At 55.8% G+C, this 24058-nt stretch carries 19 protein-coding genes; 10 read left to right on the top strand and 9 right to left on the bottom strand.

Features of this window, described 5'->3' with window-relative positions; genetic code table 11:
• The first annotated feature begins 70 nt into the window (after positions 1–70).
• From ascF to B4056_RS09255, 6 genes are all read left to right on the top strand, one after another.
• Positions 71–1513 (top strand): PTS cellobiose/arbutin/salicin transporter subunit IIBC, encoded by a 1443-nt coding sequence (ascF, locus tag B4056_RS09280; RefSeq protein ID WP_040113527.1) that lies wholly within the window; start codon positions 71–73, stop codon positions 1511–1513.
• A 15-nt stretch (positions 1514–1528) separates the two neighbouring features.
• Complete coding sequence (locus B4056_RS09275; protein WP_150034835.1) at positions 1529–2965, top strand: 6-phospho-beta-glucosidase; 1437 nt, start codon at positions 1529–1531, stop codon at positions 2963–2965.
• Positions 2966–3217: 252 nt separating this feature from the next.
• Positions 3218–5248: a hypothetical protein gene (locus B4056_RS09270; RefSeq protein WP_288654477.1), complete on the top strand. Its 2031-nt coding sequence runs from the start codon at positions 3218–3220 to the stop codon at positions 5246–5248.
• A gap of 134 nt (positions 5249–5382) precedes the next feature.
• Entirely contained in the window at positions 5383–5940 is a 558-nt protein-coding gene (locus B4056_RS09265; protein ID WP_040113531.1) for a YfiR family protein, read from the top strand.
• Position 5941: 1 nt separating this feature from the next.
• Positions 5942–7156, top strand: coding sequence for a diguanylate cyclase domain-containing protein (locus tag B4056_RS09260; RefSeq protein ID WP_094111828.1), 1215 nt, complete (start codon positions 5942–5944; stop codon positions 7154–7156).
• A 17-nt stretch (positions 7157–7173) separates the two neighbouring features.
• Positions 7174–7623 carry an OmpA family protein gene (locus B4056_RS09255; RefSeq protein WP_150034890.1) on the top strand — a complete coding sequence of 150 codons (450 nt, stop codon included), beginning with the start codon at positions 7174–7176 and terminating at the stop codon, positions 7621–7623.
• Here B4056_RS09255 and B4056_RS09250 read toward each other — a convergent pair.
• Positions 7610–8587: a UV damage endonuclease UvsE gene (locus tag B4056_RS09250; RefSeq protein ID WP_094111827.1), complete on the bottom strand. Its 978-nt coding sequence runs from the start codon at positions 8585–8587 to the stop codon at positions 7610–7612. The genes B4056_RS09255 and B4056_RS09250 overlap by 14 nt on opposite strands.
• Positions 8588–8692: 105 nt before the next feature.
• On the bottom strand, positions 8693–10723 hold the full coding sequence (locus B4056_RS09245; RefSeq protein WP_094111826.1) for a choline transporter: 2031 nt from the start codon (positions 10721–10723) through the stop codon (positions 8693–8695).
• A 249-nt stretch (positions 10724–10972) separates the two neighbouring features.
• On the opposite strand from B4056_RS09245, the gene betI reads away from it, so the two are divergent.
• Genes betI through betA form a run of 3 tightly spaced genes read left to right on the top strand, consistent with a single transcriptional unit; the run spans position 10973 to position 14759 of the window.
• Positions 10973–11569 (top strand): transcriptional regulator BetI, encoded by a 597-nt coding sequence (gene betI, locus B4056_RS09240; RefSeq protein ID WP_040113539.1) that lies wholly within the window; start codon positions 10973–10975, stop codon positions 11567–11569.
• A gap of 13 nt (positions 11570–11582) precedes the next feature.
• Positions 11583–13055, top strand: a complete 1473-nt coding sequence (gene betB, locus B4056_RS09235; RefSeq protein WP_071668368.1) for a betaine-aldehyde dehydrogenase — start codon at positions 11583–11585, stop codon at positions 13053–13055.
• A gap of 24 nt (positions 13056–13079) precedes the next feature.
• Positions 13080–14759: a choline dehydrogenase gene (gene betA / locus B4056_RS09230; protein WP_071668369.1), complete on the top strand. Its 1680-nt coding sequence runs from the start codon at positions 13080–13082 to the stop codon at positions 14757–14759.
• 141 nt (positions 14760–14900) lie between these two features.
• Here betA and B4056_RS09225 read toward each other — a convergent pair whose 3' ends face one another.
• Positions 14901–15827: a LysR family transcriptional regulator gene (locus tag B4056_RS09225; RefSeq protein WP_040113544.1), complete on the bottom strand. Its 927-nt coding sequence runs from the start codon at positions 15825–15827 to the stop codon at positions 14901–14903.
• A 98-nt stretch (positions 15828–15925) separates the two neighbouring features.
• Here B4056_RS09225 and B4056_RS09220 point away from each other — a divergent pair, with 98 nt between their 5' ends.
• Complete coding sequence (locus B4056_RS09220; protein ID WP_040113546.1) at positions 15926–17257, top strand: aspartate aminotransferase family protein; 1332 nt, start codon at positions 15926–15928, stop codon at positions 17255–17257.
• Positions 17258–17261: 4 nt separating this feature from the next.
• Here the strand turns inward: B4056_RS09220 and B4056_RS09215 are convergent, their stop codons facing one another.
• The 6 genes from B4056_RS09215 to B4056_RS09190 all read right to left on the bottom strand — a co-directional run bounded on the left by B4056_RS09215 (position 17262) and on the right by B4056_RS09190 (position 24058).
• Positions 17262–18128 (bottom strand): DMT family transporter, encoded by an 867-nt coding sequence (locus B4056_RS09215; RefSeq protein ID WP_094111836.1) that lies wholly within the window; start codon positions 18126–18128, stop codon positions 17262–17264.
• A 32-nt stretch (positions 18129–18160) separates the two neighbouring features.
• Positions 18161–18799, bottom strand: coding sequence for a leucine efflux protein LeuE (gene leuE / locus B4056_RS09210; protein WP_040113891.1), 639 nt, complete (start codon positions 18797–18799; stop codon positions 18161–18163).
• A gap of 223 nt (positions 18800–19022) precedes the next feature.
• Positions 19023–20420 (bottom strand): purine-cytosine permease family protein, encoded by a 1398-nt coding sequence (locus B4056_RS09205; protein ID WP_094111824.1) that lies wholly within the window; start codon positions 20418–20420, stop codon positions 19023–19025.
• A gap of 183 nt (positions 20421–20603) precedes the next feature.
• On the bottom strand, positions 20604–22070 hold the full coding sequence (locus tag B4056_RS09200) for an aldehyde dehydrogenase (RefSeq protein WP_094111823.1): 1467 nt from the start codon (positions 22068–22070) through the stop codon (positions 20604–20606).
• 12 nt (positions 22071–22082) lie between these two features.
• Positions 22083–23120 (bottom strand): LLM class flavin-dependent oxidoreductase, encoded by a 1038-nt coding sequence (locus tag B4056_RS09195; RefSeq protein ID WP_040113552.1) that lies wholly within the window; start codon positions 23118–23120, stop codon positions 22083–22085.
• The gene (locus B4056_RS09190) at positions 23117–24058 is read right to left on the bottom strand and encodes a flavin reductase family protein (protein ID WP_094111822.1); all 942 of its coding nucleotides are present in this window, start codon (positions 24056–24058) and stop codon (positions 23117–23119) included. Before B4056_RS09190 ends, B4056_RS09195 begins: the two co-directional genes overlap by 4 nt.

The following is a 24058-nucleotide window of genomic DNA, read 5'->3' as shown; positions in this document are numbered from 1 at the left end:
GGTTTCTCATGAATAAAAAACAGGCAGCCTGCTGCCGGACAATCTTACCCTGAAAACTGAGACAGAAATCATGGCGAATAAATATGCAGACGCCGCCCGCTCCATTGTTGCTGCGCTTGGCGGCCTGGAGAACGTTACGGCGGTGACCCACTGTATGACGCGACTGCGTTTTGTGGTACACGCACGCGAAAAGATTAATGATGCCGCGCTAAAAGCGATCCCGGGCGTAATGGGTGTGGTCTATACCGACACACAGTGTCAGGTGATCATTGGCAATGACGTAAACCTCGCTTACCAGGCGGTGCAGCAGCTCGGGACGCCCGGCGCTTCTGCCACCGCAGCCGCGCCGGCGCGGAAAATCACGCTGCGCCGCATCGGAGCCGGCATTCTTGATGCGCTGGTGGGCACGATGTCACCGCTGATCCCGGCTATCATCGGTGGCTCAATGGTTAAGCTGCTGGCGATGATGCTGGAGATGGGTGGCGTGCTGGAGAAAGGCAGTTCAACGCTGATCATTCTCAACGTTATCGGCGACGGCGCTTTCTTTTTCCTGCCGGTGATGGTTGCGGCTTCAGCCGCGCTTAAATTCAATACCAATATGTCGCTGGCGATCGCCATTGCCGGAGTGCTGGTACACCCCAATTTTATCGACCTGATGGCGAAAGCCGCGCAGGGCCAGACGGTGGAGTTCGCGTTTATTCCGGTAACGGCGGTGAAATATACCTATACCGTGATCCCCGCGCTGGTGATGACCTGGATCCTCTCCTGGATCGAACGCTGGGTTGATCGCATCACCCCTGCCGTGACGAAAAATTTCCTCAAGCCGATGCTGATCGTCCTGCTGGCCGCGCCGGTAGCCATTCTGCTTGTCGGGCCGCTGGGGATCTGGATCGGCAGCGGCATCTCTGCGCTGGTCTACACCATTCACGGCTATCTGGGCTGGCTCTCAGTCGCCATTATGGGCGCACTCTGGCCGCTGCTGGTGATGACCGGTATGCACCGCGTTTTTACCCCTACTATCATTCAGACCATCGCTGAAACCGGCAAAGAGGGCATGGTGATGCCGTCAGAGATTGGTGCCAACCTCTCGCTTGGCGGCGCGTCGCTGGCAGTCGCGTTTAAAACCAAAAACCCGGAGCTGCGTCAGACCGCTTTTGCCGCCGCCGCCTCTGCCATTGTCGCCGGTATTTCCGAGCCGGCGCTGTACGGTGTGGCCGTGCGGCTGCGCCGTCCGCTGATCGCCAGTCTGATCAGCGGTTTTATCTGCGGCGCGGTGGCCGGCATCGGCGGACTCGCCAGCCACTCTATGGCCTCACCGGGCCTGTTTACCAGCGTCCAGTTTTTTGATCCTGCTAACCCCATGAGCATTGTCTGGGTGGGCGGCGTTATGGTGCTTTCCGTGGTGGTTTCATTTGTGCTGACGCTGCTGCTCGGCTTTGAGGATATTCCTGTTACCACACCAGCAGAAAAGCCGCAGCCGGCCACCGGCAATGTCGCCATCCCTACCCGTTAATGATTGAGGTTTTTTATGTCTGACACGCCATTCCCGGCCGGTTTTTTATGGGGCGGCGCTTTAGCCGCCAACCAGTCTGAAGGAAGTTACCTGGCCGATGGTAAAGGGCTGACCACGGTGGATATGATCCCGCACGGCGCTAACCGTATGGCGGTTAAGCTGGGGCTGGAGAAGCGGTTTACGCTGCGCGAAGAGGAGTTCTATCCCAGCCATGACGCTATCGATTTTTATCATCGCTATAAAGAAGATATCGCGCTGATGGCAGAGATGGGCTTTACCGTTTTTCGTACCTCTATCGCCTGGAGCCGGCTCTTTCCCGGCGGCGATGAGCTGACGCCGAATGCGGACGGGATCGCTTTTTATCATAAAGTATTCACCGAGTGCCGAAAATATGGCATTGAGCCGCTGGTTACGCTCTCTCACTTTGATGTGCCAATGCATCTGGTCATTGAATATGGCTCATGGCGCAATCGTAAAATGATCGATTTCTTTGCGCGCTACGCGCGAACCTGCTTTGAAGCGTTTGATGGCCTGGTGAAGTACTGGCTGACCTTCAATGAAATCAATATCCTGCTGCACAGTCCCTTCTCAGGCGCTGGCCTGGTATTTGAACCCGGCGAGAATCATGAGCAGGTGAAGTATCAGGCGGCGCATCATGAACTGGTCGCCAGCGCGCTGGTGACAAAGATTGCGCATGAGGTTAATCCGCAGAACCAGGTGGGCTGTATGCTGGCGGGCGGTAACTTTTATCCATGGTCGTGCAAGCCAGAGGATGTCTGGGCCGCGCTGCAGAAAGATCGTGAAAACCTGTTCTTTATTGATGTTCAGGCGCGCGGAGCCTACCCTGCCTACAGCGCACGACTGTTCCGTGAAAAAGGCGTAACCCTTGAAATAACGGATGAAGACACAGCCATTCTGCGTCACACGGTAGATTTTATCTCCTTCAGCTATTACGCCTCGCGCTGCGCCTCGGCAGAGATGAATGAGCAGAACAGCAGCGCCGCCAACGTTGTTAAATCGCTGACCAACCCGCACATTGCGCGCAGCGCCTGGGGCTGGGGAATCGATCCGCTGGGCCTGCGCATCACCATGAATATGATGTATGACCGTTATCAGAAGCCGCTGTTTCTGGTGGAGAATGGCCTCGGCGCACGTGATGAGCTTACCGCCGCCGGTGAAATTCATGATGACTACCGCATCAGCTATCTGCAGCAGCATATTGAGGCTATGGCAGAGGCTATCGCCGATGGCATACCGGTGATGGGCTACACCACCTGGGGCTGTATCGATCTGGTCGCCGCTTCCACAGGTGAGATGAGTAAGCGTTATGGCCTGGTCTACGTTGATCGGGATGACATGGGCAACGGCACCCTGCAGCGCACGCGCAAAAAATCCTTCTGGTGGTATAAAAAAGTCATCGCCAGTAACGGACGCGACCTCAGTTCTGAATAATATGCGCAGGCCAGCCAGCTGGCCTGCTGCTCCCCCGAAATAGATCTGCTATTTCACAATAAACCACATAATTAATTTTTTTATGAGCGATTTACTGTATTAGGCGTTCATCTAACCTGGTTACTCTCTTCACATCCGGTTTTATACCCCCTGGCGGCATCCAGGAATTGTATTACCGACTCACTAATCCCCTCTTCTAACTGCAAACAGTAAAGGCATAATTTTCACACCAACCTCAGGGCGATATTAACTATGGAAAAAAACCCTCTTAATAAACTTTCACTTTGCGAAGCAACAGCGCATTTCCGGCCAGAGATAAATGCGCTGGTAGATATATTAAACCCGCCTGAATCAATCTGGGCCCGTTTAAAGTCCGTAGTAAATGCCTGGCAACTATTTGAAAAAGAAAGCACTAAGTATACTTTCATGAAAAAGTCACATTTAATAGCAACTCTTTACCGTGAACATACTTCAGGCATCTCTCTTGGGCGGTGCAATATTAAAAGAAGAGAGGTGGATAACGAAGGTACTGTGCGTGGTTCATTAAGATATAAACTGACTGATGTTATTTCTATGGACGCTCCCCTTCCATTACATATGGTCGATGAAGCCGTTAATTTATTTAACGCCGGTGGAACACCAGATTTCAGACGAAATAGCTATGAAGAATTGTGCAGCTTCAGAATCATGCTCGATCAGCGAGCGCGTCTTCTGCGCGAGCATAAAAAACTTCCGGCAACCGACTCTCTTTTAACTGAAGATAAGCATATCAATTTTCGCAAGCTGAAATTGGATAACATATATATTCCCAAAGATATGTTCGAAAAGGCTGATTTTAGCTACAGCTCCCTTGGGAAACGAGATATTACAGGGCATAATCTTTCTTGGGCCATATTTAAAAATAGTTCAATGCAGCTTGATTTTTCCAGACTCTCTGACGAAGAGAGAGATATCGATTTATTCTTTAATCATCATAATAACCCAGAAGGAACGCCATTAACGGCATTACAGAGTATCGATAATCGCTTTGCTGATTTTAAAAAACAGCTGGCGCGAGAAATTATCAATGAGTTATCGCGTCAGGATATCACTTTGCAACAGCTGATTAGCACAGCCATACCGATACTTGAGGTTTTTGGCAAAGAACCTTTCTGTTCAGATCCCAGTATCAGGCAATGGCACGACAGGCTGACGGAAGAGTGGTTTTATTCTAATAGACATATCTCAGGCAGCAATCTGAACCTCTTATCTCATGCAACAATTGAAAATTTCCTTCGCCTTATAACGCATGACTCATCTTTATTGTCGCAAAAAAATGCATTATTTCATCAAATAATTGATCTTACAGTTTCTGAGAACCATGAAAATTCCAGTATTGCCGCTCGCGCTCAGGAAAGCTATGACCGCTATCTTCAGAGCAGAGAAGTTACGCCTTATACGCGCTTTGAACACTTCAGCCGCACCAGTGCCCTCTCTGAACCTACACAAGTTAATCTGCAGGAGAGTGATGCGGTAAATCTCGTGTTGATGCCTGCGAATCCAGGCGGCCCGGTTCTTTTAATGAGTCTTGACACCATGCGCGGCATGCTGAGGCCCGATCCGCTGAACCCCGTCTGGAACCATTTTTATCAAATGGATACGCCGCAAAACTGCTTAAAAATGGTTGAAGTGAACCCGGAAAACCTGTTTCGCCGCGACTTTCCTCAGTTTCTTACTCCATTTCTGGCAGAACAGCAGAAAAATACGTTAAGCAAATTGCTGGACCTGCTCAAACTGGGAAAGTTCCGTAAAGCTTTTGACAACGCAACCGAAGCAAAGTCCTCAACTGAAAAAATGATCGATAAAGCCACCGAATTTAAGCTGGAAGCGCACTTTCGCCCTATGCTGTACCCTGACGAGTACTGGAGTCAACTGACGCAACAACATGCGCGGGCAGTTACAGAAGCTTATGGGATAGCAGATGCATCGCCGCGAAACAAAGCAGAGTATTTTCTCTGCATATCTGCAGTATTTACGCTCCTCTCTTCCAGTTTTTACTTTGGAACAGAAACAGAATCGCCTTTGCCACTGCGCGCCTACGCTCATGCTTTAATGCTTCAGGCGGCAAAATTTGACCCAACAATTTTTGACTCGCCTTCTTTGCTTATCAAGTGGCAGAATCAATTTCAGGGAAGTAACGGATTACTTGAATGCACGGCGGCTTTGTCCCAGGGCATGTTTGACTATTTGAACAGAGTCTGTCCGCAAACCCTGGCCGCGGTTCGCCCGCTGGCGTGGAGTTAACGTCGCGGCTCGCACAACCTGTGGCTACAAATGAGCGGTGGCAATAGACCGGTTTAAAAGCTTCATCCCGTACTGGTTACGCATTTCATGGCGTAAATGGTACTATCCCGGCTTTACTGACCAGGAAGAGTGCCATGCAGATAAAAGGATTTCCTGCCCCGTATTCAAAAGGATCCTGCCTTTGGCTGTGCTGCGCACTGCCTGCGCTGCTGGTGCTGCTTAGCTGGCCGATGGCATACGCCGCTGAGCATACTGCCGCTGACAATCGCGCTAACCGCATTGTCAGCGGTATCCTGAGTTTTACCCGCTGGCCACCTCCGGTGCAGGTGCCGCAGCTCTGCATCCTGGCCTCCGCCCGACACCTCACGCTTTCATCAGCCGACGCGCCGCCTGCCACGCCGTTCAGCGTCGTGCGCGCTGACAGCGCTGGCAGGTTATCCGCGCTGCACTGCGACGCGGTCTATTTCGGCACGGAAACTCCGGCTCAGCAGCACGCTGCTCTGGCAGCAATGCCTGATAAAGCGGTGCTCAGCATGGCGGAAAATAACCCTGACTGCGCAACCGGCGCCACTTTCTGTATGATTTTTGGTGAGGAACGTACCCGTTTTTCGGTGAATCTCGATTCACTGGCACGCAGCGGCGTCAAAGTCAGTCCCGATGTGCTGATGCTGTCGCGTAAAGAGAACCAATAAGATGAAATTTTTACTGAGAAAACGTCAGGGTTCATCACTGCGCGGTCGCCTGCGCCGCATCAGCACCATAAATGCGGCGGTGATCCTGCTGCTGTGCTGGCTGCTGATGACCTCGACCTCTCTCTACTTTATTAAGCGTTACGAAAACCGCAATCTGGCGCTGACGGCAACCACGCTGAGCACCAGTCTTACTGCGGCAACGGTATTTGAAGACAGCTATGATGCGCACAGTAAGATTGCCATGCTGGGTGACAAAGGGATGTTTGCGTCGGCGCAGCTGGTCACCGCCAGCCATACCGTACTGGTTGACTGGGTCAACCGCCGCGAACACAGCGGCTTCTATGAAAAACAGCTGCGGCAGTGGATCTACGCCAGTCCGGTCACTGTTGATATACAGCACGCGGGTACCCGGGCCGGCAGCCTGACGCTGGCCGGAACGGTGAATGGCGCCAGCGAGTTTATCCACTACTCCATCCTGATCCTGACCTGCGGCATGCTATGCGTGCTGGTGATCTCTTTTATGCTGAGCGAGTTTCTCCATCGCGGCATTCTGCTCTCCATGCGCACTATCACGCGCGCCATTCACTATGTGATCCGCACCGGTGATTTTACCCAGCGCGTGCCGCCTGAACCGATCAATGAGTTTCAGCTGCTCTCCAGCGATCTGAACGCGCTGCTGAGTGAGATGCAGACGCTGAAAGCATCGCTGCTGCGTGATAACCGTTCGCTGGCAGAAAAAGCGCTGACGGATCCGCTTACGGGTCTGGCGAACCGTTCTGCTTTTGTGGCGCGGCTGGCGCAATTGCTCGATCGTCCGTTAACGCCGCCGCGCTTTGCGCTGCTGTTTCTGGATGGTGACCGCTTTAAATGCATTAACGACAGCTGGGGACACGCTGCCGGGGATGAAGTGCTGAAAGCCACCGCTGAACGCCTGGCTGGCCTGATCTCAGAGGGCGATCTGGTTGCACGCATGGGGGGCGATGAGTTCGCAATGGTCCTGACCAGCCGCACCACCCCTGCCCGGCTGCAGGAACTTCGGGATGCCATACAGCACGCGGTGCGCCAGCCTATCGCGCTCAGCGAAGACCGCACTATTACCACCTCGGTCACCATCGGCTATGCCTGGGCGCAGTCTGGCGACAGCGTGGCCTCACTGCTGGAGCGGGCAGATTTGCATATGTATAAAAACAAAAAATTGAATAAGGATCGGCTGTGAAAATCTATGGTTGCCTGATGGCGCTGATACTCACCTGCGCGGGCTGCCAGTCCGGCGGGTTTACCCGTGCCCAGGTTGCGGCGCTGCAGCAGGAGGGGTTCAGTCAGAACAGCGAAGGCTGGGGGCTGGGGTTACCCAACCGTATTCTGTTTGGCATTAATGAGTCAGAACTTACCGCAGCCAGTAAACAGCGCATCGCCTCCACGGCCGGCACGCTGGCAGCTACCGGTATTACGCATCTGCGCATTGATGGTCATACCGATAACTACGGTGAAGCGGGCTATAATCAGCAGCTTTCACTTAAACGCGCCAATGCCGTAGCGCAGCAGTGGGCCGCCGGCAGCGGCGTCCCGCGCGCGAATATTGTGACGCGCGGGCTGGGTATGCGGGTGCCGGTTGCCAGCAACAGTACCTCGCAGGGGCGTGCGCAGAACCGCCGCGTCGCTATTGTGATCACGGCGCCGTAGCGTGACCACCGCGCTCCAGCGCATAGAAATAGAGCCGGTCGCGGGCGAGGTTTTTCATTTTGACTTCGCACATGATATCGAACCGGTCAAACGAGAGCGCCCAGTCGTTTAGCGTCTGATTAAAGAAGTAGTCCGAATGCGCGCGCAGCTTCATTTTGGAGGCTGCCAGCGCGTTCTGATCGGGAAAACCGCTATCGGGGATCAATCCTTCCTGCGCAATCGAGTAGTGCAGCACCGGACGCACGCCGCGCCAGGAGTCGATAATCTGTGCAATCCGGCCATCGTCAGGTTTGATAAAGGCATTCTCTTTTACCCAGTGATGGTGAATATCCAGCACCACCGCGCACAGCTCGCGCGCCTGAAGCACATCATCCAGCGCGCAGGAAACCTCATCATTCTCTACCGTCAGCATATTACGCGCCTCAGGGCTGAGCCGCATAAACGCATCGCGAAAACCATCAAACCCCTTTTTGCCGTTCATATGGATATTGATTTTAAAATCCTGAAAACGCTGTCCATAGCCCATCAGAACGGCACAGGTGGCATGATATTCAATATCCTCAATTGCACGCTCCACCACCCCCTCATTATCAGACGCCAGCACGGTATATTGTCCGGGATGAAACGAGAGCCGAATATTGCTGGCGCGCGCCAGTTCGCCACAGCGGGCAAACAGCGGCGCCAGCTCCGGCATCGCCTCGCGGTAGAGTGGCGTAGCCTGCGGAACGGTATAGAGCGGCAGCAGATCGCTGCCGATACGCATCATGCGCAGTGCATCAGGCAGCGTGGCGAGCTGTTCCAGCAGAGCATAAAGATTGGTGAGGTTAGTACGGGCCAGCCCAATTAGCAGCGTGGCGGCGGCATCACCCTGCATGCCCAGAAAGCGGGTACGAGTGGTGCTTTTGAATGGAAAAGGCTGCTTCGCCTCATGATCGAAATACTTACACGCAAAACCCAGTTTCATAGAATTCCCCTTAACAGCAGCTAGTGAGTCTAGCTCTCAGACAGGAATGCGCGAGGCGGAGAAAAAAGAAAACGGGCAGCTGCATGGTCGCAGCTGCCCGGAGGGTTACATCTCAGGGAAGGTCAGATTACTGCCCGGTGCTTCACGATGCAGATGGATAAAGTTCAGGTGACGCTCATAGTGATCGAGAATATCGATAATCACCTGCTCCTTGTTGTAGTCCATCAAATCGTTGCCCTGGCTTCCTTCCAGTAAAAAGGTCTCCAGCCGGTAGTAGTGCGATTTACCGCTGCGGGCGCGGTAGGTAAAGCCGGGAATTGAATATTGCTGCGGCCAGACCTGATACATAAAGCTCTGCTCTTCACCCAGATCAACGCGCAGCTCAAGGTGCCCCAGCGCCTGTCCCTCTTCAGCCGGCATTTTCTCCAGCATTACGTGCGCCCCGCGCAGCTCCAGCTCTTTCGCCACATCTTCCATCGCCGGATAGATAACCGTTTCCATCATCCGCTGCGTGTAGCGCGTACCCGGATAGTTCATCAGGCGCGACAGCCGCTTCTTCCAGCTCAGGCGATCGCTGCTTGAGGGAATATAGGGCGCGGTTTCACGCACGGCGCTGGCGCGACGATGATCTTCTACCTTCAGCGATTTCCACAGGCCGGCCATCACAAAGAAGATCACAAAGCTAAACGGCAGCCCCATGATAACCGTGGTGTTCTGCAGTGCAGAAATACCGTTAGTCATCAGCATGCCCATGGTCAGCACCCCAATCGCGATTGACCAGAAGATACGCAGCCAGTTAGGCGCGTCGCTATTGATATCCTTGAGCTTTGAGGTGAAGTTACCCAGCACCAGCGAACCGGAATCCGCTGAGGTAACGTAGAAAAGCATTCCGGTAATGGTCGCCACCGACGCGCTGAGCTTAAACGCCGGATATTGCGCCAGCAGACTGTAAAAGCCGCGTTCAGCATGCGCCATCACTTCCTGCGCAAAGCCGGCATCGCCGTGAATAATTTCATACAGCGAGGCATTACCGAATACAGAGAGCCATAGCAGGGTAAATGTAAAGGGAATGAACAGTGTGCCAAGCACAAACTGGCGAATGGTGCGGCCGCGAGAGATTCGCGCCAGGAACAGGCCAACAAACGGCGACCAGGCAACCCACCACGCCCAGAAAAACAGCGTCCAGCTGTTCATCCACTGGGTCGGACGATCGAACGCAAATGTATTCAGCGTCATGCCCATAAAGCGGTTGATATAGTCGCCAACGTTCAGCACCAGCGCGTTCAGCAGGAAGTCTGTTTTGCCCATAAACAGCACAAACAGGATCAAGCCGAGCGCCAGCGCCACGTTCAGCTCAGACAGGATCCGGATACCTTTGTCGACGCCCGATGTGACGGAGATCGTCGCAATGATCACCGACAGGACAATCAGCGCCATCTGCGCGGTCAGTCCTTCAGGGACGTCAAACAGTACCTTCAGGCCATAGTTCAGCTGCACTACCCCGATACCCAGCGTGGTAGCGATACCAAAAATGGTGCCGACTACCGCAGCGATATCCACGGTATGGCCAATCGGTCCATTGATGCGTTTACCAAAGATCGGATAGAGCGCTGAGCGAATGGTGAGCGGCAGATTATAGCGGTAGCTGAAGTAACCGAGCGCGATCCCCATCAATGCGTACATTGACCAGCCGGTCAGCCCGTAGTGAAACAGCGTCCAGACCATCGCCTGACGCGCCGCTTCCATGGTTTGTCCGGCCCCCTCCGGCGGCTGCATATATTGCGACACCGGCTCTGCAACGGAGAAAAACATCAAATCGATTCCGATACCGGCGGCAAACAGCATCGCCGACCAGCTCAGCAGGCTGAACTCCGGTTTGGATTGCTCCGGCCCGAGCTTAATCGCGCCATAGCGCGAGCAGGCCATATAGACCACAAAAACGATATAGAGCGTGGCGGCCAGCATGTAATACCAGCCAAACGTGGTTGAGACCCAGTTTACCGCTATCTGGATCCAGGCGCCCGCAAGGTCGCTATAGAGAATGGTGACAAGTGAAAATGTCAGAATCAGTCCGGCCGAGGTGAAGAACACCACGGGATTAATTCTGTCCTTTTCACTGGCAGGTGGATTAATCATCGATAACCTCTGGTTAATTTCCTGTAACTACTTAATAAATTGATGCGATCAGTGTGGCTGATCTTGTTGTTGTACTCCCTGCTTTACCTCCGTTAGTTGGGCACGGTGATAAATCGCTACCAAGCGTAGCTCACCGTTTGGCTTTTGTAACAAACGAAGTACACCATCCTAACAACTTTCTTTTTTATATTGAACGTGCAATCAAAAAAAGTTTTAATAGGGGTCTCGATTTGAGGTGGAGCGGTAGTGATGCCAAAGGTAGGAATGCAGCCGATACGTCGCCGGCAACTGATTGATGCGACGCTTGATACCATCAACGACGTAGGGATTAACTACGCCACCATCGCGCAAATTGCCCGACGGGCTGGCGTCTCTACCGGCATCATCAGTCACTATTTCAAAGATAAAAATGGCCTGCTCGAAGCTACCATGCGTGATGTCACGCGCCAGCTGCGCGAAGCCGTTTCCATGCGGCTTAAACCGCTGGCAGACGCCAGCACCGAAGCGCGCCTGCTGGCCATTGTGGAAGGTAACTTTGATGATACCCAGCTGCACAGTGCCGCCATGAAAGCGTGGCTCGACTTCTGGGCAAGCAGCATGCATCAGCCGCAGCTGGGCCGGTTAGAGCGGGTCAGCAGTCGCCGCCTGTTCTCCAGCCTGGCTGCAGAGTTTCGCCGGGAAATGCCGCGCGAGCAGGCCCGACTGGCAGCTTACGGTTTGGCTTCTATGATTGATGGCTTGTGGCTGCGTGCCGCATTGAGTGGCAAGCCCTTTGATTTAGCGATTGCCAGAACGCTTACCACCCAATTTATTCGTCAGCAACTGGCTGACTCACCGAATCACTGAGGAAGGAGAAAACATGTCCCGATTCACCGAACAGCACCTCTACATTGATGGCAAATTTGTCCCCTCTGCAGCAGGTAACACCTTCCAGAGTATCAACCCTGCTAATGGCGATGTGCTGGCAGAAGTCCATGAAGCTGAGCGTGCGGATGTCGATCGCGCCGTTGAAGCCGCGAAAAAAGGCCAGAAAATCTGGGCTGCGATGACGGCGATGGAGCGCTCGCGCATCTTACGGCGTGCGGTGGAGATCCTGCGTGAACGTAATGACGAACTGGCGGAACTGGAAACGCTGGACACCGGTAAACCGTTCAGCGAAACCCAGGCGGTAGATATTGTCACCGGTGCTGATGTACTGGAGTACTATGCCGGGCTGATCCCTTCACTGGAAGGCCAGCAGATCCCGCTGCGCGACACCTCTTTTGTCTATACCCGCCGCGAACCGCTCGGCGTGGTGGCCGGGATCGGCGCATGGAACTATCCCATCCAGATTGCGCTGTGGAAATCGGCACCGGCACTGGCTGCGGGTAACGCCATGATTTTCAAACCCAGTGAAGTTACTCCGCTGACCGCGCTGAAGCTGGCTGAGATCTACACCGCGGCCGGCGTGCCGGATGGTGTTTTCAACGTGCTGAACGGACGCGGCGCGGTGACCGGTCAGCTGCTGACCGATCATCCTGGTATCGACAAAGTTTCCTTCACCGGCGGCGTGGCCAGCGGTAAGAAAGTGATGGCAAACGCTGCCGGCTCGACACTGAAAGATGTCACGATGGAGCTGGGCGGTAAATCTCCGCTGATTATCTTTGATGATGCCGATCTCGACCTCGCTGCTGACATCGCCATGATGGCAAACTTCTACAGCTCCGGTCAGGTCTGCACCAACGGCACCCGCGTCTTTATTCCTGCAGCAGTAAAAGCGGAATTCGAGGCCAAAATCAGCGAACGCGTGGCGCGTATCAAAGCGGGCGACCTCGCCGATCCGGCCACGAACTTTGGTCCGCTGGTGAGCTTTGCCCATCGCGACAACGTAATGCGCTATATCGAATCGGGCATCAGCGAAGGGGCTACGTTGCTGTGCGGCGGTAAGCGCATGAGCGGCGCTGAATTTGATCAGGGCGCGTGGGTTGAACCAACCGTCTTTACCGACTGCCGCGACGAAATGACCATCGTACAGGAAGAGATTTTTGGCCCGGTAATGTCCATTCTCACCTATGAGAGCGAAGAAGAGGTCGTGCGTCGCGCTAATGCCACCGAATATGGTCTGGCCGCGGGCGTGGTCACGCAGGATCTTAACCGCGCGCACCGCGTTATTCACCAGATTGAAGCCGGTATTTGCTGGATCAACACCTGGGGTGAATCCGCCGCTGAAATGCCGGTAGGCGGCTATAAGCACTCCGGCATCGGCCGTGAAAACGGCGTGATGACGCTGCAGAATTACACCCAGGTTAAATCGGTGCAGATCGAAATGACCCGTTTTCAGTCAGTATTTTAATTGAGCTTACCTGAGGAGCGACTAATGGAATTTGATTACGTCATTATCGGAGCCGGATCCGCAGGAAACGTACTGGCTACCCGTCTGACCGAAGATAGCAATGTCAACGTACTGCTGCTGGAGGCGGGTGGTCCCGATTACCGCTTTGACTTCCGCACTCAGATGCCTGCGGCCCTGGCTTACCCGCTGCAGGGTAAGCGCTACAACTGGGCGTATGAGACCGAGCCGGAACCTTATATGAATAACCGCCGCATGGAGTGCGGGCGCGGTAAAGGGCTGGGTGGCTCTTCGCTGATCAACGGCATGTGCTATATCCGCGGCAATGCGATGGATCTCGACAACTGGGCCAAAGCGCCCGGTCTTGAGCAGTGGAGCTATCTCGACTGCCTGCCCTACTATCGCAAGTCAGAAACGCGTGATATCGGCGCAAATGACTATCACGGCGGCGAAGGTCCGGTCAGCATCACCACCTGTAAGCCGGATAACAACGTCCTGTTTGCGGCAATGATTGAAGCAGGTGTGCAGGCGGGTTATCCGCGCACCGACGATCTGAACGGCTATCAGCAGGAAGGCTTTGGCCCGATGGATCGCTTTGTTACGCCAAAAGGCCGCCGTTCCAGCACGGCACGCGGCTATCTTGATACCGCGAAGAAACGTCCGAACCTGAAGATCATTACCCATGCGACCACCGATCGCATTCTGTTTGACGGCAAGCGCGCGACCGGCGTTGAATACCTTGAGGGCGGCAGTAACACCCCGAAAACGGTCTATGCGCGGCGTGAAGTACTGCTATGCGCTGGCGCCATCGCCTCGCCGCAGATCCTGCAGCGTTCAGGTGTCGGTCCGGCAGAGCTGTTGCAGCAGTTTGATATTCCGGTCGTGCACGACCTGCCCGGCGTGGGTGAGAATCTGCAGGACCACCTGGAGATGTATCTGCAGTATGAGTGCAAAGAGCCGGTCTCTCTTTATCCGGCGCTGAAGTGGTGGAACCAGCCGAAAATCGGCGCCGAATGGCTGTTCAACGGTACCGGCGTCGGCGCCAGCAACCAGTTTGAAGGCGGCGGCTTTATTCGCAGCCGGGAAGAGTTCGACTGGCCTAACATCCAGTATCACTTCCTGCCGGTTGCCATTAACTACAACGGCTCTAACGCGGTTGAAGCGCACGGCTTCCAGTGCCATGTTGGCTCTATGCGCTCGCCAAGCCGGGGTCACGTGCGGATTAAATCACGCGATCCGCGCCGCCATCCGGCCATTCTGTTCAACTACATGTCGCATGAACAGGACTGGCATGAGTTCCGCGATGCGATTCGCATTACGCGTCAAATCATCAACCAGCCGGCGCTGGATAAGTATCGCGGTCGCGAAATCAGTCCGGGAATCGACTGCCAGACCGATGAGCAGCTGGATGAGTTTGTGCGTAACCACGGTGAAACCGCTTACCACCCTTGCGGCACCTGTAAAATGGGCAGCGATGAGATGGCCGTGGTTGATGGTGAAGGTCGCGTGCATGGCCTGCAGGGGCTGCGCGTGGTCGATGCCTCCATCATGCCGCTGATTATCACCGGTAACCTCAATGCGACAACCATTATGATTGGCGAGAAGATTGCGGATAATATTCGCGGTCGCGATCCGCTGCCACGCAGCACTGCCGACTACTATGTTGCCGGCGAGCGCCCGGTGCGCGGTGAGCCTGTACGGGCATAACCTCTCTGCAGGGCAGCGCAATGCTGCCCTGCTTCATACCGCTTTTATTCTCGCTGTAAAACTTGCCACGACGAATGCCCGATCGGACCAGCCGACACTGAAGCTGAACGAGTTAGTTGATCAACTAACAGTATGTTGTAATTATGATAGTGTGGCAGCTTCATTTTCCGCGCCTGCTGCTGCCAGAAAATGCTGCAGAATGGCATTCCGGCGCTCTCCCTGCCGGGTCACAATCGCGATTTGGCTGCCGAAGCGCAGCCGCGAAGGCGCAATTGCACGCATCTGCTGCAGCTCACACCAGCGTGCCGCATAGTGATCGGGCAGAAAGCCGATATAGCGTCCGGTTAAGATCAGAAAAGCGATACCTTCCCGGTCAGAGGCTGTGGCCGTACAGTTAAGTGACCGATGCAGGGCAGCGGCTTCCGCGCTCAGACGGTAGCCAGGCGCTATCGCTTCATAGCGATGCAGCACCGCTGGATCCGCCTCATGCGCCTGGCTGAAAAGCGGGTGCGTACTGCTGCAGTAAAGACAGGAGATCTCTTCATAGAGCGGCGTATAGACCAGGCCCGACACCGGCGCGGTATAGGGCAGCGCGCCCACATGCAGACGTCCGTCAAGCAAACCCTGCTCAATATCAGCGGCCGTAAGCATACTGATATTAATGCGGACTTCCGCACCCTTTTCGCGTAACGCTTCCAGCGCCTGCGTAATCTGCATACGCGGCTGCGTCACCAGATTATTGATAATGCCGATATTAAGTTCACCGCGCAGCTGTTTATGCATCTGATTTATTTGCTGGCGAAAATCCTCAACCGCCGCCATCAGGCTGGCGCTGTGGCGCAGGATCTCGCGCCCCTCATCCGTCAGGGCAAATCCCGCCCTTCCGCGCTGACAGAGCCGCATCCCGAGACGCTTCTCCAGATCGCTCATATGCAGGCTGATCGCCGAACGGGTAATGCCCAGCCTGCTCTCGGCAGCCGTAAAGCTGCCGCATTCGCTAACGACTTTAAACAGCCGCAGCAGACGCAGATCGAAATCGGTAACCTGCGCCAGCGTTTTAGGTTTCATTCAGGTGAGTTTTCCGCTGACTAAACTTAAGTTAATTAGCATTTAACTTAACCGATGCCTGATTGCAAACTCTGGCTATACACTCTGGAGAACCCGCCATGTCCGAACGCATAGATACCGCTTCCCTGAACCTGCAGTCGCACTGGATGCCCTCCAGCGCCAATCGTAATTTCCAGCGCGATCCGCGCTTTATCGTGGCAGCAGAGGGACGCTGGCTTACCGATGATCAAGGGCGACACATTTATGACAGTCTGTCAGGGCTGTGGACCTGTGGCGCTGGCCACACTCGCAGTGAGATCCAGCAGGCGGTAAGCCGGCAGCTCGGCGTGCTTGATTACTCCCCCGGCTTTCAGTATGGCCATCCGCTCTCGTTTCAGCTGGCAGAACGTATCACGCAGTACATGCCGGGCGATCTCAACCATATCTTTTTCACCGGCTCCGGTTCTGAAGCGGCAGACACCGCGGTAAAAATGGCGCGCGGCTACTGGCGCGCCAAAGGCCAGCCGGCCAAAACCAAACTGATCGGTCGCGCCCGCGGTTATCACGGTGTGAACATCGCCGGCACCAGCCTCGGCGGCATTGGCGGCAACCGCAAAATGTTTGGTCAGTTCATGGATGTGGATCACCTGCCGCATACGCTGCAAAGCGACCTCGCCTTCACGCCGGGTCAGGCTGAAACCGGCGGCGAGGCGCTGGCCAATGAGATGCTGAAACTGATTGAGCTGCACGATGCGTCAAACATCGCCGCGCTGATTGTTGAGCCGCTTTCCGGCTCCGCCGGAGCCATCATTCCGCCACGGGGTTATCTGCAGCGCCTGCGTGAGATCTGCACGCAGCACAACATCCTGCTGATTTTTGATGAGGTGATCACCGGCTTTGGCCGCATGGGACGCTGGACCGGCGCAGAGTACTTTGGCGTGACGCCGGATCTGCTTAACTTTGCCAAGCAGATCACCAACGGCGCCATCCCGCTGGGGGGCGTGGCCGCCAGCAGCGAAATCTATCACGCCTATATGTCACAGCCGCTGCCAGAGCATGCGGTGGAGTTTGCACATGGCTATACCTATTCCGCCCATCCGGTCGCCTGCGCAGCGGCTATCGCCACGCTTGACCTGCTGGAAAAGGAGTCGCTGATAGCGCAGTCGGCTGAGCTGGCACCGCTGTTTGAACAGCAGCTCCACGCGCTGCGCGGTTGTCCGCACGTGGTGGATATTCGCAACTGCGGGCTGGTCGGGGCGATTCAGCTGGCGCCGCGTGAAGGTGATGCCACGCTGCGCCCTTTTGAAGCGGGCATGCTGTTATGGAAGGCGGGATTCTATGTTCGCTTTGGCGGCGACACGCTGCAGTTTGGTCCGATGTTTTCTGCTCAGCCTGACGAACTCGACAGGCTGTTTAATGCGGTAAGCGATGCGCTGTATCGCCTTGCTTAAGCAATTACGCCAGCGCTTTCGCCTGCTGCAGCCGGTAATAGAGCAGCGACAGTAATATCAGCAGGCAGCCGAGCATTTGCCGGGCCGACATCGCTTCGCCATACCAGAGGGCCGCCGCCAGCACCGTCAGCAGCGGCTCCAGAATCATGATCAGTGCGGCGTTCGCCGCGCTGGTCATGCTCTGCCCTTTCAGCTGCAGCCAGAAGCGCAGGCTGGTCGCCAGCAGCGCGCTGGCCGCCAGCCAGCTCCAGGAGGCCAGCGCAATCTCCTGCGGCCAGCTTTCAGAGAGCAGCGACAGCACGCCTGCTACCGCGCCGGTGCAGGCGAGCTGTACCGTGGCCAGCGGACAGACAGGGACCGTCGCGGCAAAGCGGGTGGTGAAACAGAAGTAGACTGCCTGAACCAGCGCGGCGCCGAGGAACAGCAGCTGGCTCAGTTCAAAATGGAGATCCTGCCTGAGCGTCAGCAGCGCCAGTCCCGCGATGCCCACCGGCAGAGAGAGCCAGAACGCACGCGCCGGCCGGCTGCGCAGTATGACCCAGGCAAAAAGCGGCACAAACAGCATCGACAGGCTCATGATAAAAGCCCCCTCACCCAGCGAGCGCGTGGTGGCGACGGCATAAATCCACAGCAGCATATAAGCAGACTGCAGCAGCCCGCTCATCAGAACCGGCCTGATATTCCGCAGCGTATGGCGCAGCTCGGCGGCACGGCACAGCAGCAGCAGTACCACGCTGGCCGAAAGAAAGCGCAGCGCAACAAAGGCCAGCGCGGGCATACCAGCTATCGCTTCGCGTGAGCAGATCCAGCCAAATGCCGCGATGAGCGTGGTGCTCACCAGCAGGGCATCCGCCTGACGTTGTCTGGCTATCATTTATCTCTCCGCAGCGTGCGTAGTTGCCATCAGCTCTGGGCGCTCACCAGCCGGACGGCAAAACCAAAGAACAGCATACCGGTCAGCATGTTGGCAAATTTAACCAGCCGCGTGCGGCTGCGCAGGAAGCGGACCATCACCGCGCCCGCCACCAGCAGCACGGAGTAGTAGCTGAAGCTGATAAGCTGGATCAGCGCACCCAGCGTGGCGAACGCCGGCGCGGTATGAGTGACTTTGGGGTCGATAAACTGAATAAAGAAAGAGACGTAGAACAGGATAGCTTTAGGGTTAGTCACCCCCAGCAGTACCGCACGCAGAAAGTAGTTTTCTGCTTTGACCGGCTCAGCAGGCTGCGCATCCGCGCGCTGGCGCAGTGCGCCCATGATGATTTTGATACCCAGATAAAGTAAAAACATCGCGCCCAGATAGCGCACCATCATAAAAATGTGCGGGCTGGTGCGGATCAGCGTAGCAACCCCCGCCCAGGCAAGAAAAATCAGGATCAGATCGCCTGCCATGACGCCCGCAATCGCTTTAGACGCAGCTTTCATGCCGCGGCCCATGCCGGTGCGTAAAACATAGAGGCTGTTCGGGCCGGGTAACAGAATAATCACCAGCGCACCTGCCAGAAACGTCCATAAATCGATAATGCCTAAATCTTGCAACATCAGTGCCATAGCTCCATTCACCGCGCGTTATTCGCACGGCGTAATCATAATATTTATACCGGGTTAACCAGACGACAGCGCGCCGCTGCCGCGCGCTATGTTAGCAGGTATCCCGCATAAATCGCACCTCTGTCGCGTGCGGTTGCCGTGCATGAGAAGGTCGCAGACAGCAGCACGTTCGTTGCTAATGCGGGAAGCAGACCGGGGCATCCCTGCCCGGTTATTACACTTTGCTTTCAGGCAGTACGGTCAATACCGGCTGATGCCTGCGATGAAACAGCGGATAGGCGATGCTGGTTACAACCAGACTGATAATCCATGAGATATCCACGCCCGGGACCAGTTTTGCATAGGGACCGGAGAAAAACGCATTTTCGATGAAAGGAACCTGCACCAGGATCCCGGCAAAATAGACCAGCAGCGCCTGTGTATTAAGCCGCCCATAGCGTCCTCCGTCCGCCTGAAATATGGCTGCCACGTCGTAGTGCTGTTTATTGACGTAGTAGAAGTCGAGCAGGTTGATCACAATCCACGGGATCAGTACGGCGATCAGCGCCAGAATCAGGTTGATAAAAAATGCGACAAAGTTCTGCGATGCCGCCAGCGCAATCAAAATGCTGCCTGTCAATACCAGAGCGGACACCACCAGCCGCACCGCCGCCCCCGGCGTCCAGTGCGGACGGAAGGTCTGCACGGCCGTTATCAGCGATAACACCGCCCCGTACAGGTTCATGGAGTTATGACAGATGATATTCACCAGAAACAGGATCATCAGCAGCGGTCCCAGCCAGCCGGTGGCATGACGCACCGCCATCATGGCGTCATCCGCCGGAGCAATACTGACGGCCATCATGCCAAAGACAAACGCCAGGATAGTTCCACCGCAGGCGCCGAGGTAAGTCGCCCAGAAAGGACGGGCGATCCCCACATCCGCAGGCAGATAGCGCGAATAATCTGAGGTATAAGGTGAAAAGCTGATTTGCCACACCGCACCAATGCAAAAGGTCCCGAACCAGCCTGCCGCGCTCAGCGATCCGCGCTGCCAGAAGTCTGCCGGTAGCGGCTGCGATAGCATCAGCGTCAGTCCCAGCAGCAGGGCCGCGCCCATGATCCATGCGCCAATTTTATTGATCCGGTGAATAAAGCGGTAACCTATCACGCCGATCGCTGTTGCCAGCACGGCGCCTAAAATCGTTGCGCTCGCCACCGGCAGCGCCGGAATGACATTGTTAATTACCCGGCCCGAAAGCGAGATATTGGAGATAAAGAACCCCAGATAGATTACGGTAGTAAAGCTGATTACCAGCAGCGAACCATAGCGCCCGAACTGCGCGCGGCTCTGTACCATCTGCGGAATGCCGGTTTTCGGCCCCTGCGCTGAGGTCAGCGCAAGAAAGATGCCACCAAAGAGATGGCCGGCGATAATCGCAGAGAGCGCGGAAATTACATTAAGGTGAAACGTTTCGGTTGCGATCGCCCCGCTGACCACCGCCAGCGGAGCAATATTGGTACAGAACCAGAGCGTGAACAGGCTGTGCGATTTGCCGTGCCGCTCAGACACCGGCACATAATCCACCGACTTGTTCTCGATAAACGGCCCCTGACGTGATGATTTTTCCACCTTACCCTCCAGTTGAGATGCAGAATTATTATGTGTTGCAGATACATCACTGGCGTTGTCATGCCATAGCCATCCCGACGATGTGCGTCTCGTCTTCTCGCAGGAGAAACTGCTGGCGGTAAGACTCCTGATATTTAGCGATCCGGCGGGCGAGGATGTGAATGGCCAGCGCCGGAAAGGGAATTAACGCATGATAAAGGGATCGTCGATGGGCTCATCGCTGGTGCGCAGCCATACCGTTTTGGTTGTGGTGTACTCCAGCGCGGCGTCAGTGCCGCCCTCGCGCCCGAATCCTGATTTGCCATAGCCCCCAAAGGGTGCCAGCGGTGAGACTGCCCGATAGGTGTTCAGCCAGACCACACCGCTGCGCAGCTGGCGCGTGATGCGATGCGCGCGCGTCAGATTTTGCGTAAAGACGCCGGCGGCAAGACCATATTCGGTGCCGTTAGCCAGCCGCAGCGCGTCCGCTTCCCCGCTGAAAGTCAGCACCGAAAGCACCGGACCAAACAGCTCCTGCACGACACTCTCTGCTGCCGGTACGCTGCTGCAATCAAGAATAGTCGGCGGATAATAGAAGCCAGGCTTGTGAACAGGCTCATGCCCGATAATCAGCTTAGCGCCCTGCTCCAGCGTGCGGCTGACGACCTGTTCAATGTTCTGTTTCTGGCGCAGCGTGCAGAGCGGGCCAAACTGCGTTTCAGGCTGCTGCGGACAGCCGATCACAATGCTGCGCACTTTACTCACCAGCCTCTCAATAAACGCCTCTTTAATACTGGCTTCTACCAGCAGGCGCGAGCCTGCAACGCAGCTCTGACCCGAGGCTGAGAAGATCGCAGCCACCTGAGCGTTCGCCGCACTCTCCAGATCGGCATCGGCAAAAACAATAAACGGTGACTTGCCCCCCAGCTCCAGTGAGGTGCTGGCGAGATTCTCCGCGCTGCCGCGTATAATATGGCGTGCGGTTTCTGCGCCGCCGGTAAAAGCGATATGATCGATAAGCGGGTGTGCGGTGAGCCGTGCACCGCACTGCTCAGCAAAGCCGGTGATGACGTTAATCACGCCGGGGGGAAAATCCGCTTCATCAATCAGTTCTGCCAGCGCCAGAAGGGGAGCCGGAGCCACCTCTGCTGCCTTCACTACCAGCGTACAGCCAGCGGCGATCGCCGGGCCGATTTTAACCGCTGACAGAAACAGCTGGCTGTTCCAGGGGATGATTGCCGCCACCACGCCCACCGGCTCACGTCTGACCCACGTTTCCATATCGGGCTTATCGATACTTAACGTGGCCCCCTCCATTTTATCGGCCATGCCCGCGTAATAGCGGTAATACTCCGCCACATAGGCGATCTGCGCCTGCGTCTCGCGAATAATTTTGCCGGTATCCAGCGTTTCAATACGTGCAAGCCGCGCCGCATCCCGCTCAATCAGATCGGCCAGCCGCAGCAGCAGTTTACCGCGCGCGCTGGCAGTAAGCGCGCGCCATGCCTCTGACGTAAACGCGCGGGCAGCCGCCTCCACCGCGCGGTCAGTCTCCTGCTGTTCTGCGCCGGCGATAGTTGCCCAGGGCTCCGCGGTCGCCGGATTCAGGGATGTGAACGAGGCGGCGCCGGTTACAAACTGCCCGTCAATATAGAGTTTAAACGCGTCCATCTCTCTCTCCGCTTAGTGGAATTCCGGAACGACCTGCTCAATAAAGCGCATCAGCGAAGCTTTTTTGCGCTCAAAGGTCATACCGCTGTCGAGCCATAGCGCATATTCGTCATAGCCCAGTGCTTCATAGTTTTTCAGCCGGGCGATCACTTCGTCCGCCGTACCGATAGCCAGGTTCTGGCGCATTTTTTCTGCGCTGTAATAGGTGTTAGCGGCAATCTCTTCATCACTGAGTGGCGCAATAAGCCCCTGCGTCACCGGACGCTCGTTTTTAAACCAGGCGCCAAAGTAGTGGTAGAAGCGGTTCAGCTCCTGCGCTGCCTGCTGTGCATCCGCTTCATCCGCCGCCACGAAACCATGCTGCAGCAGCATAATTTTTAGCGGCTGCTCCGGAGCGTATTCCCGGCACGCCTCTTTAAACGTGGTGATCAGGCGCACAATTTCCTCGTCTCCCTGATGCAGCGGCGTGCACTGCACGTTACAACCCTGCTTAACGGCAAACTCATGGCTGTTGGGATCGCGGGCAGCCACCCAGATGGGGGGATGCGGCTGCTGTTTGGGTAACGGCGAGGACGTAGTGGACGGGAACTGCCAGAACTCGCCCTGATGAGCATAATCACCGCGCCAGAGCGCTTTTACTGCCGGCACCAGCTCCCGCATGCGCTGACCGGCTCCCCAGGCATCAAGGCCCGGCAGCAGACGCTCATACTCAAACGCATAGGCGCCGCGCGCAATACCCAGCTCCAGCCGTCCGTTAGTGATGATATCGGTCATTGCCGCCTCACCGGCAAGGCGAATCGGATGGGTAAACGGCGCAATAATGGTGCCGGTACCGAGGCGCACATGTCGGGTGCGGTGCGCAATATCCACCAGATTGATGAAAGGGTTCGGTGCAATGGTGAAGTTCATACCGTGATGCTCACCGGTCCAGATCGCATGCAGCCCGCCGCGATCGGCGATTTCGCACAGCGTCATCATCTCTTCGTAGAGCTTATCCTGTGCATCATCAGCCGAGACGCGCTCCATATGCAGAAACAGAGAAAGCTTCATACCACCTCCTGATGGGCTGGCACAGAGAACTGGCGCACCGAACCTTGCGCTTCATCGCCGTAATAGAGGCCATAATTACCCGCCGCATATTCACGCATGTAGCGTCCCAGCAGCGCCTGCAGCGCACCGTTAGCCACCGGTACTGCAGCCAGATCCTGCAGATCGCGCCACTCTCCCTGGTCAACTGCGGGTAGCGTACCGCCGGTGGGCTGAGCGCATAAAAAGACAATATGCTGCTGCTTTTTCTGCCGATCCTCCCACATGGAGTAGATAAAGCCCGGACTGGCGGCAATCTGCAGCGTGCTGAATACCTGCGTCAGCGTTTCATCGACGCTGCGGCCGCGCATGGTTTGTGCCGGTAGCTCATACCCCTCTGACTGCCTGACCAGCAGCACCTTACCGGCGGACTCGATAAGCGCACTGACCACAACATCCGGCCCGCTAATCAGCGACTCTGCCTGCTGATAAGGGGTAAAATAGGCGCCGCGATAGTAGCCCAGACCCGCCGTGCCGCTGGAAGCGAACTGCAGCACGTTACCAATCAGAATTGCGTGGTCGCCTGCGTCAATCACCTGATGCAGCGCACACTCAAACCAGGCCGAACTCTCATCAATCAGCGGCGTGCCCTGCTCTCCGCGATGCCAGCTGACGCGCGCAAACCGGTCGGCAATTTTCTGCGCAAACACGTTTGACGTCTCTTTCTGCTGTTCTGCCAGAATATTGACGGCAAAATGGCGGCACTGCGTAAAATGTTCAAAGTTAGCCGAACGTTTGTCGATGCTGACCAGCAGCAGCGCCGGGTCGAGTGATACCGATGAAAAAGAGTTTGCGGTGAAACCAATCGGCTCACCTTTAGCATCCCGGGTCGTGACCACGGTTACGCCCGTCATAAAGGCGCCAAAGGCGTCGCGCAACTCTCTGCGTTTATCTGCGTCCAT

Origin of the sequence: Pantoea sp. UBA7232, assembly GCF_002473195.1 — a bacterium.
Taxonomy (GTDB): Bacteria; Pseudomonadota; Gammaproteobacteria; order Enterobacterales; family Enterobacteriaceae; genus Pantoea; species Pantoea eucrina.
The sequence above is the reverse complement of the archived record's forward strand: the minus strand, read 5'-3'. Positions and strand labels throughout refer to the sequence as shown.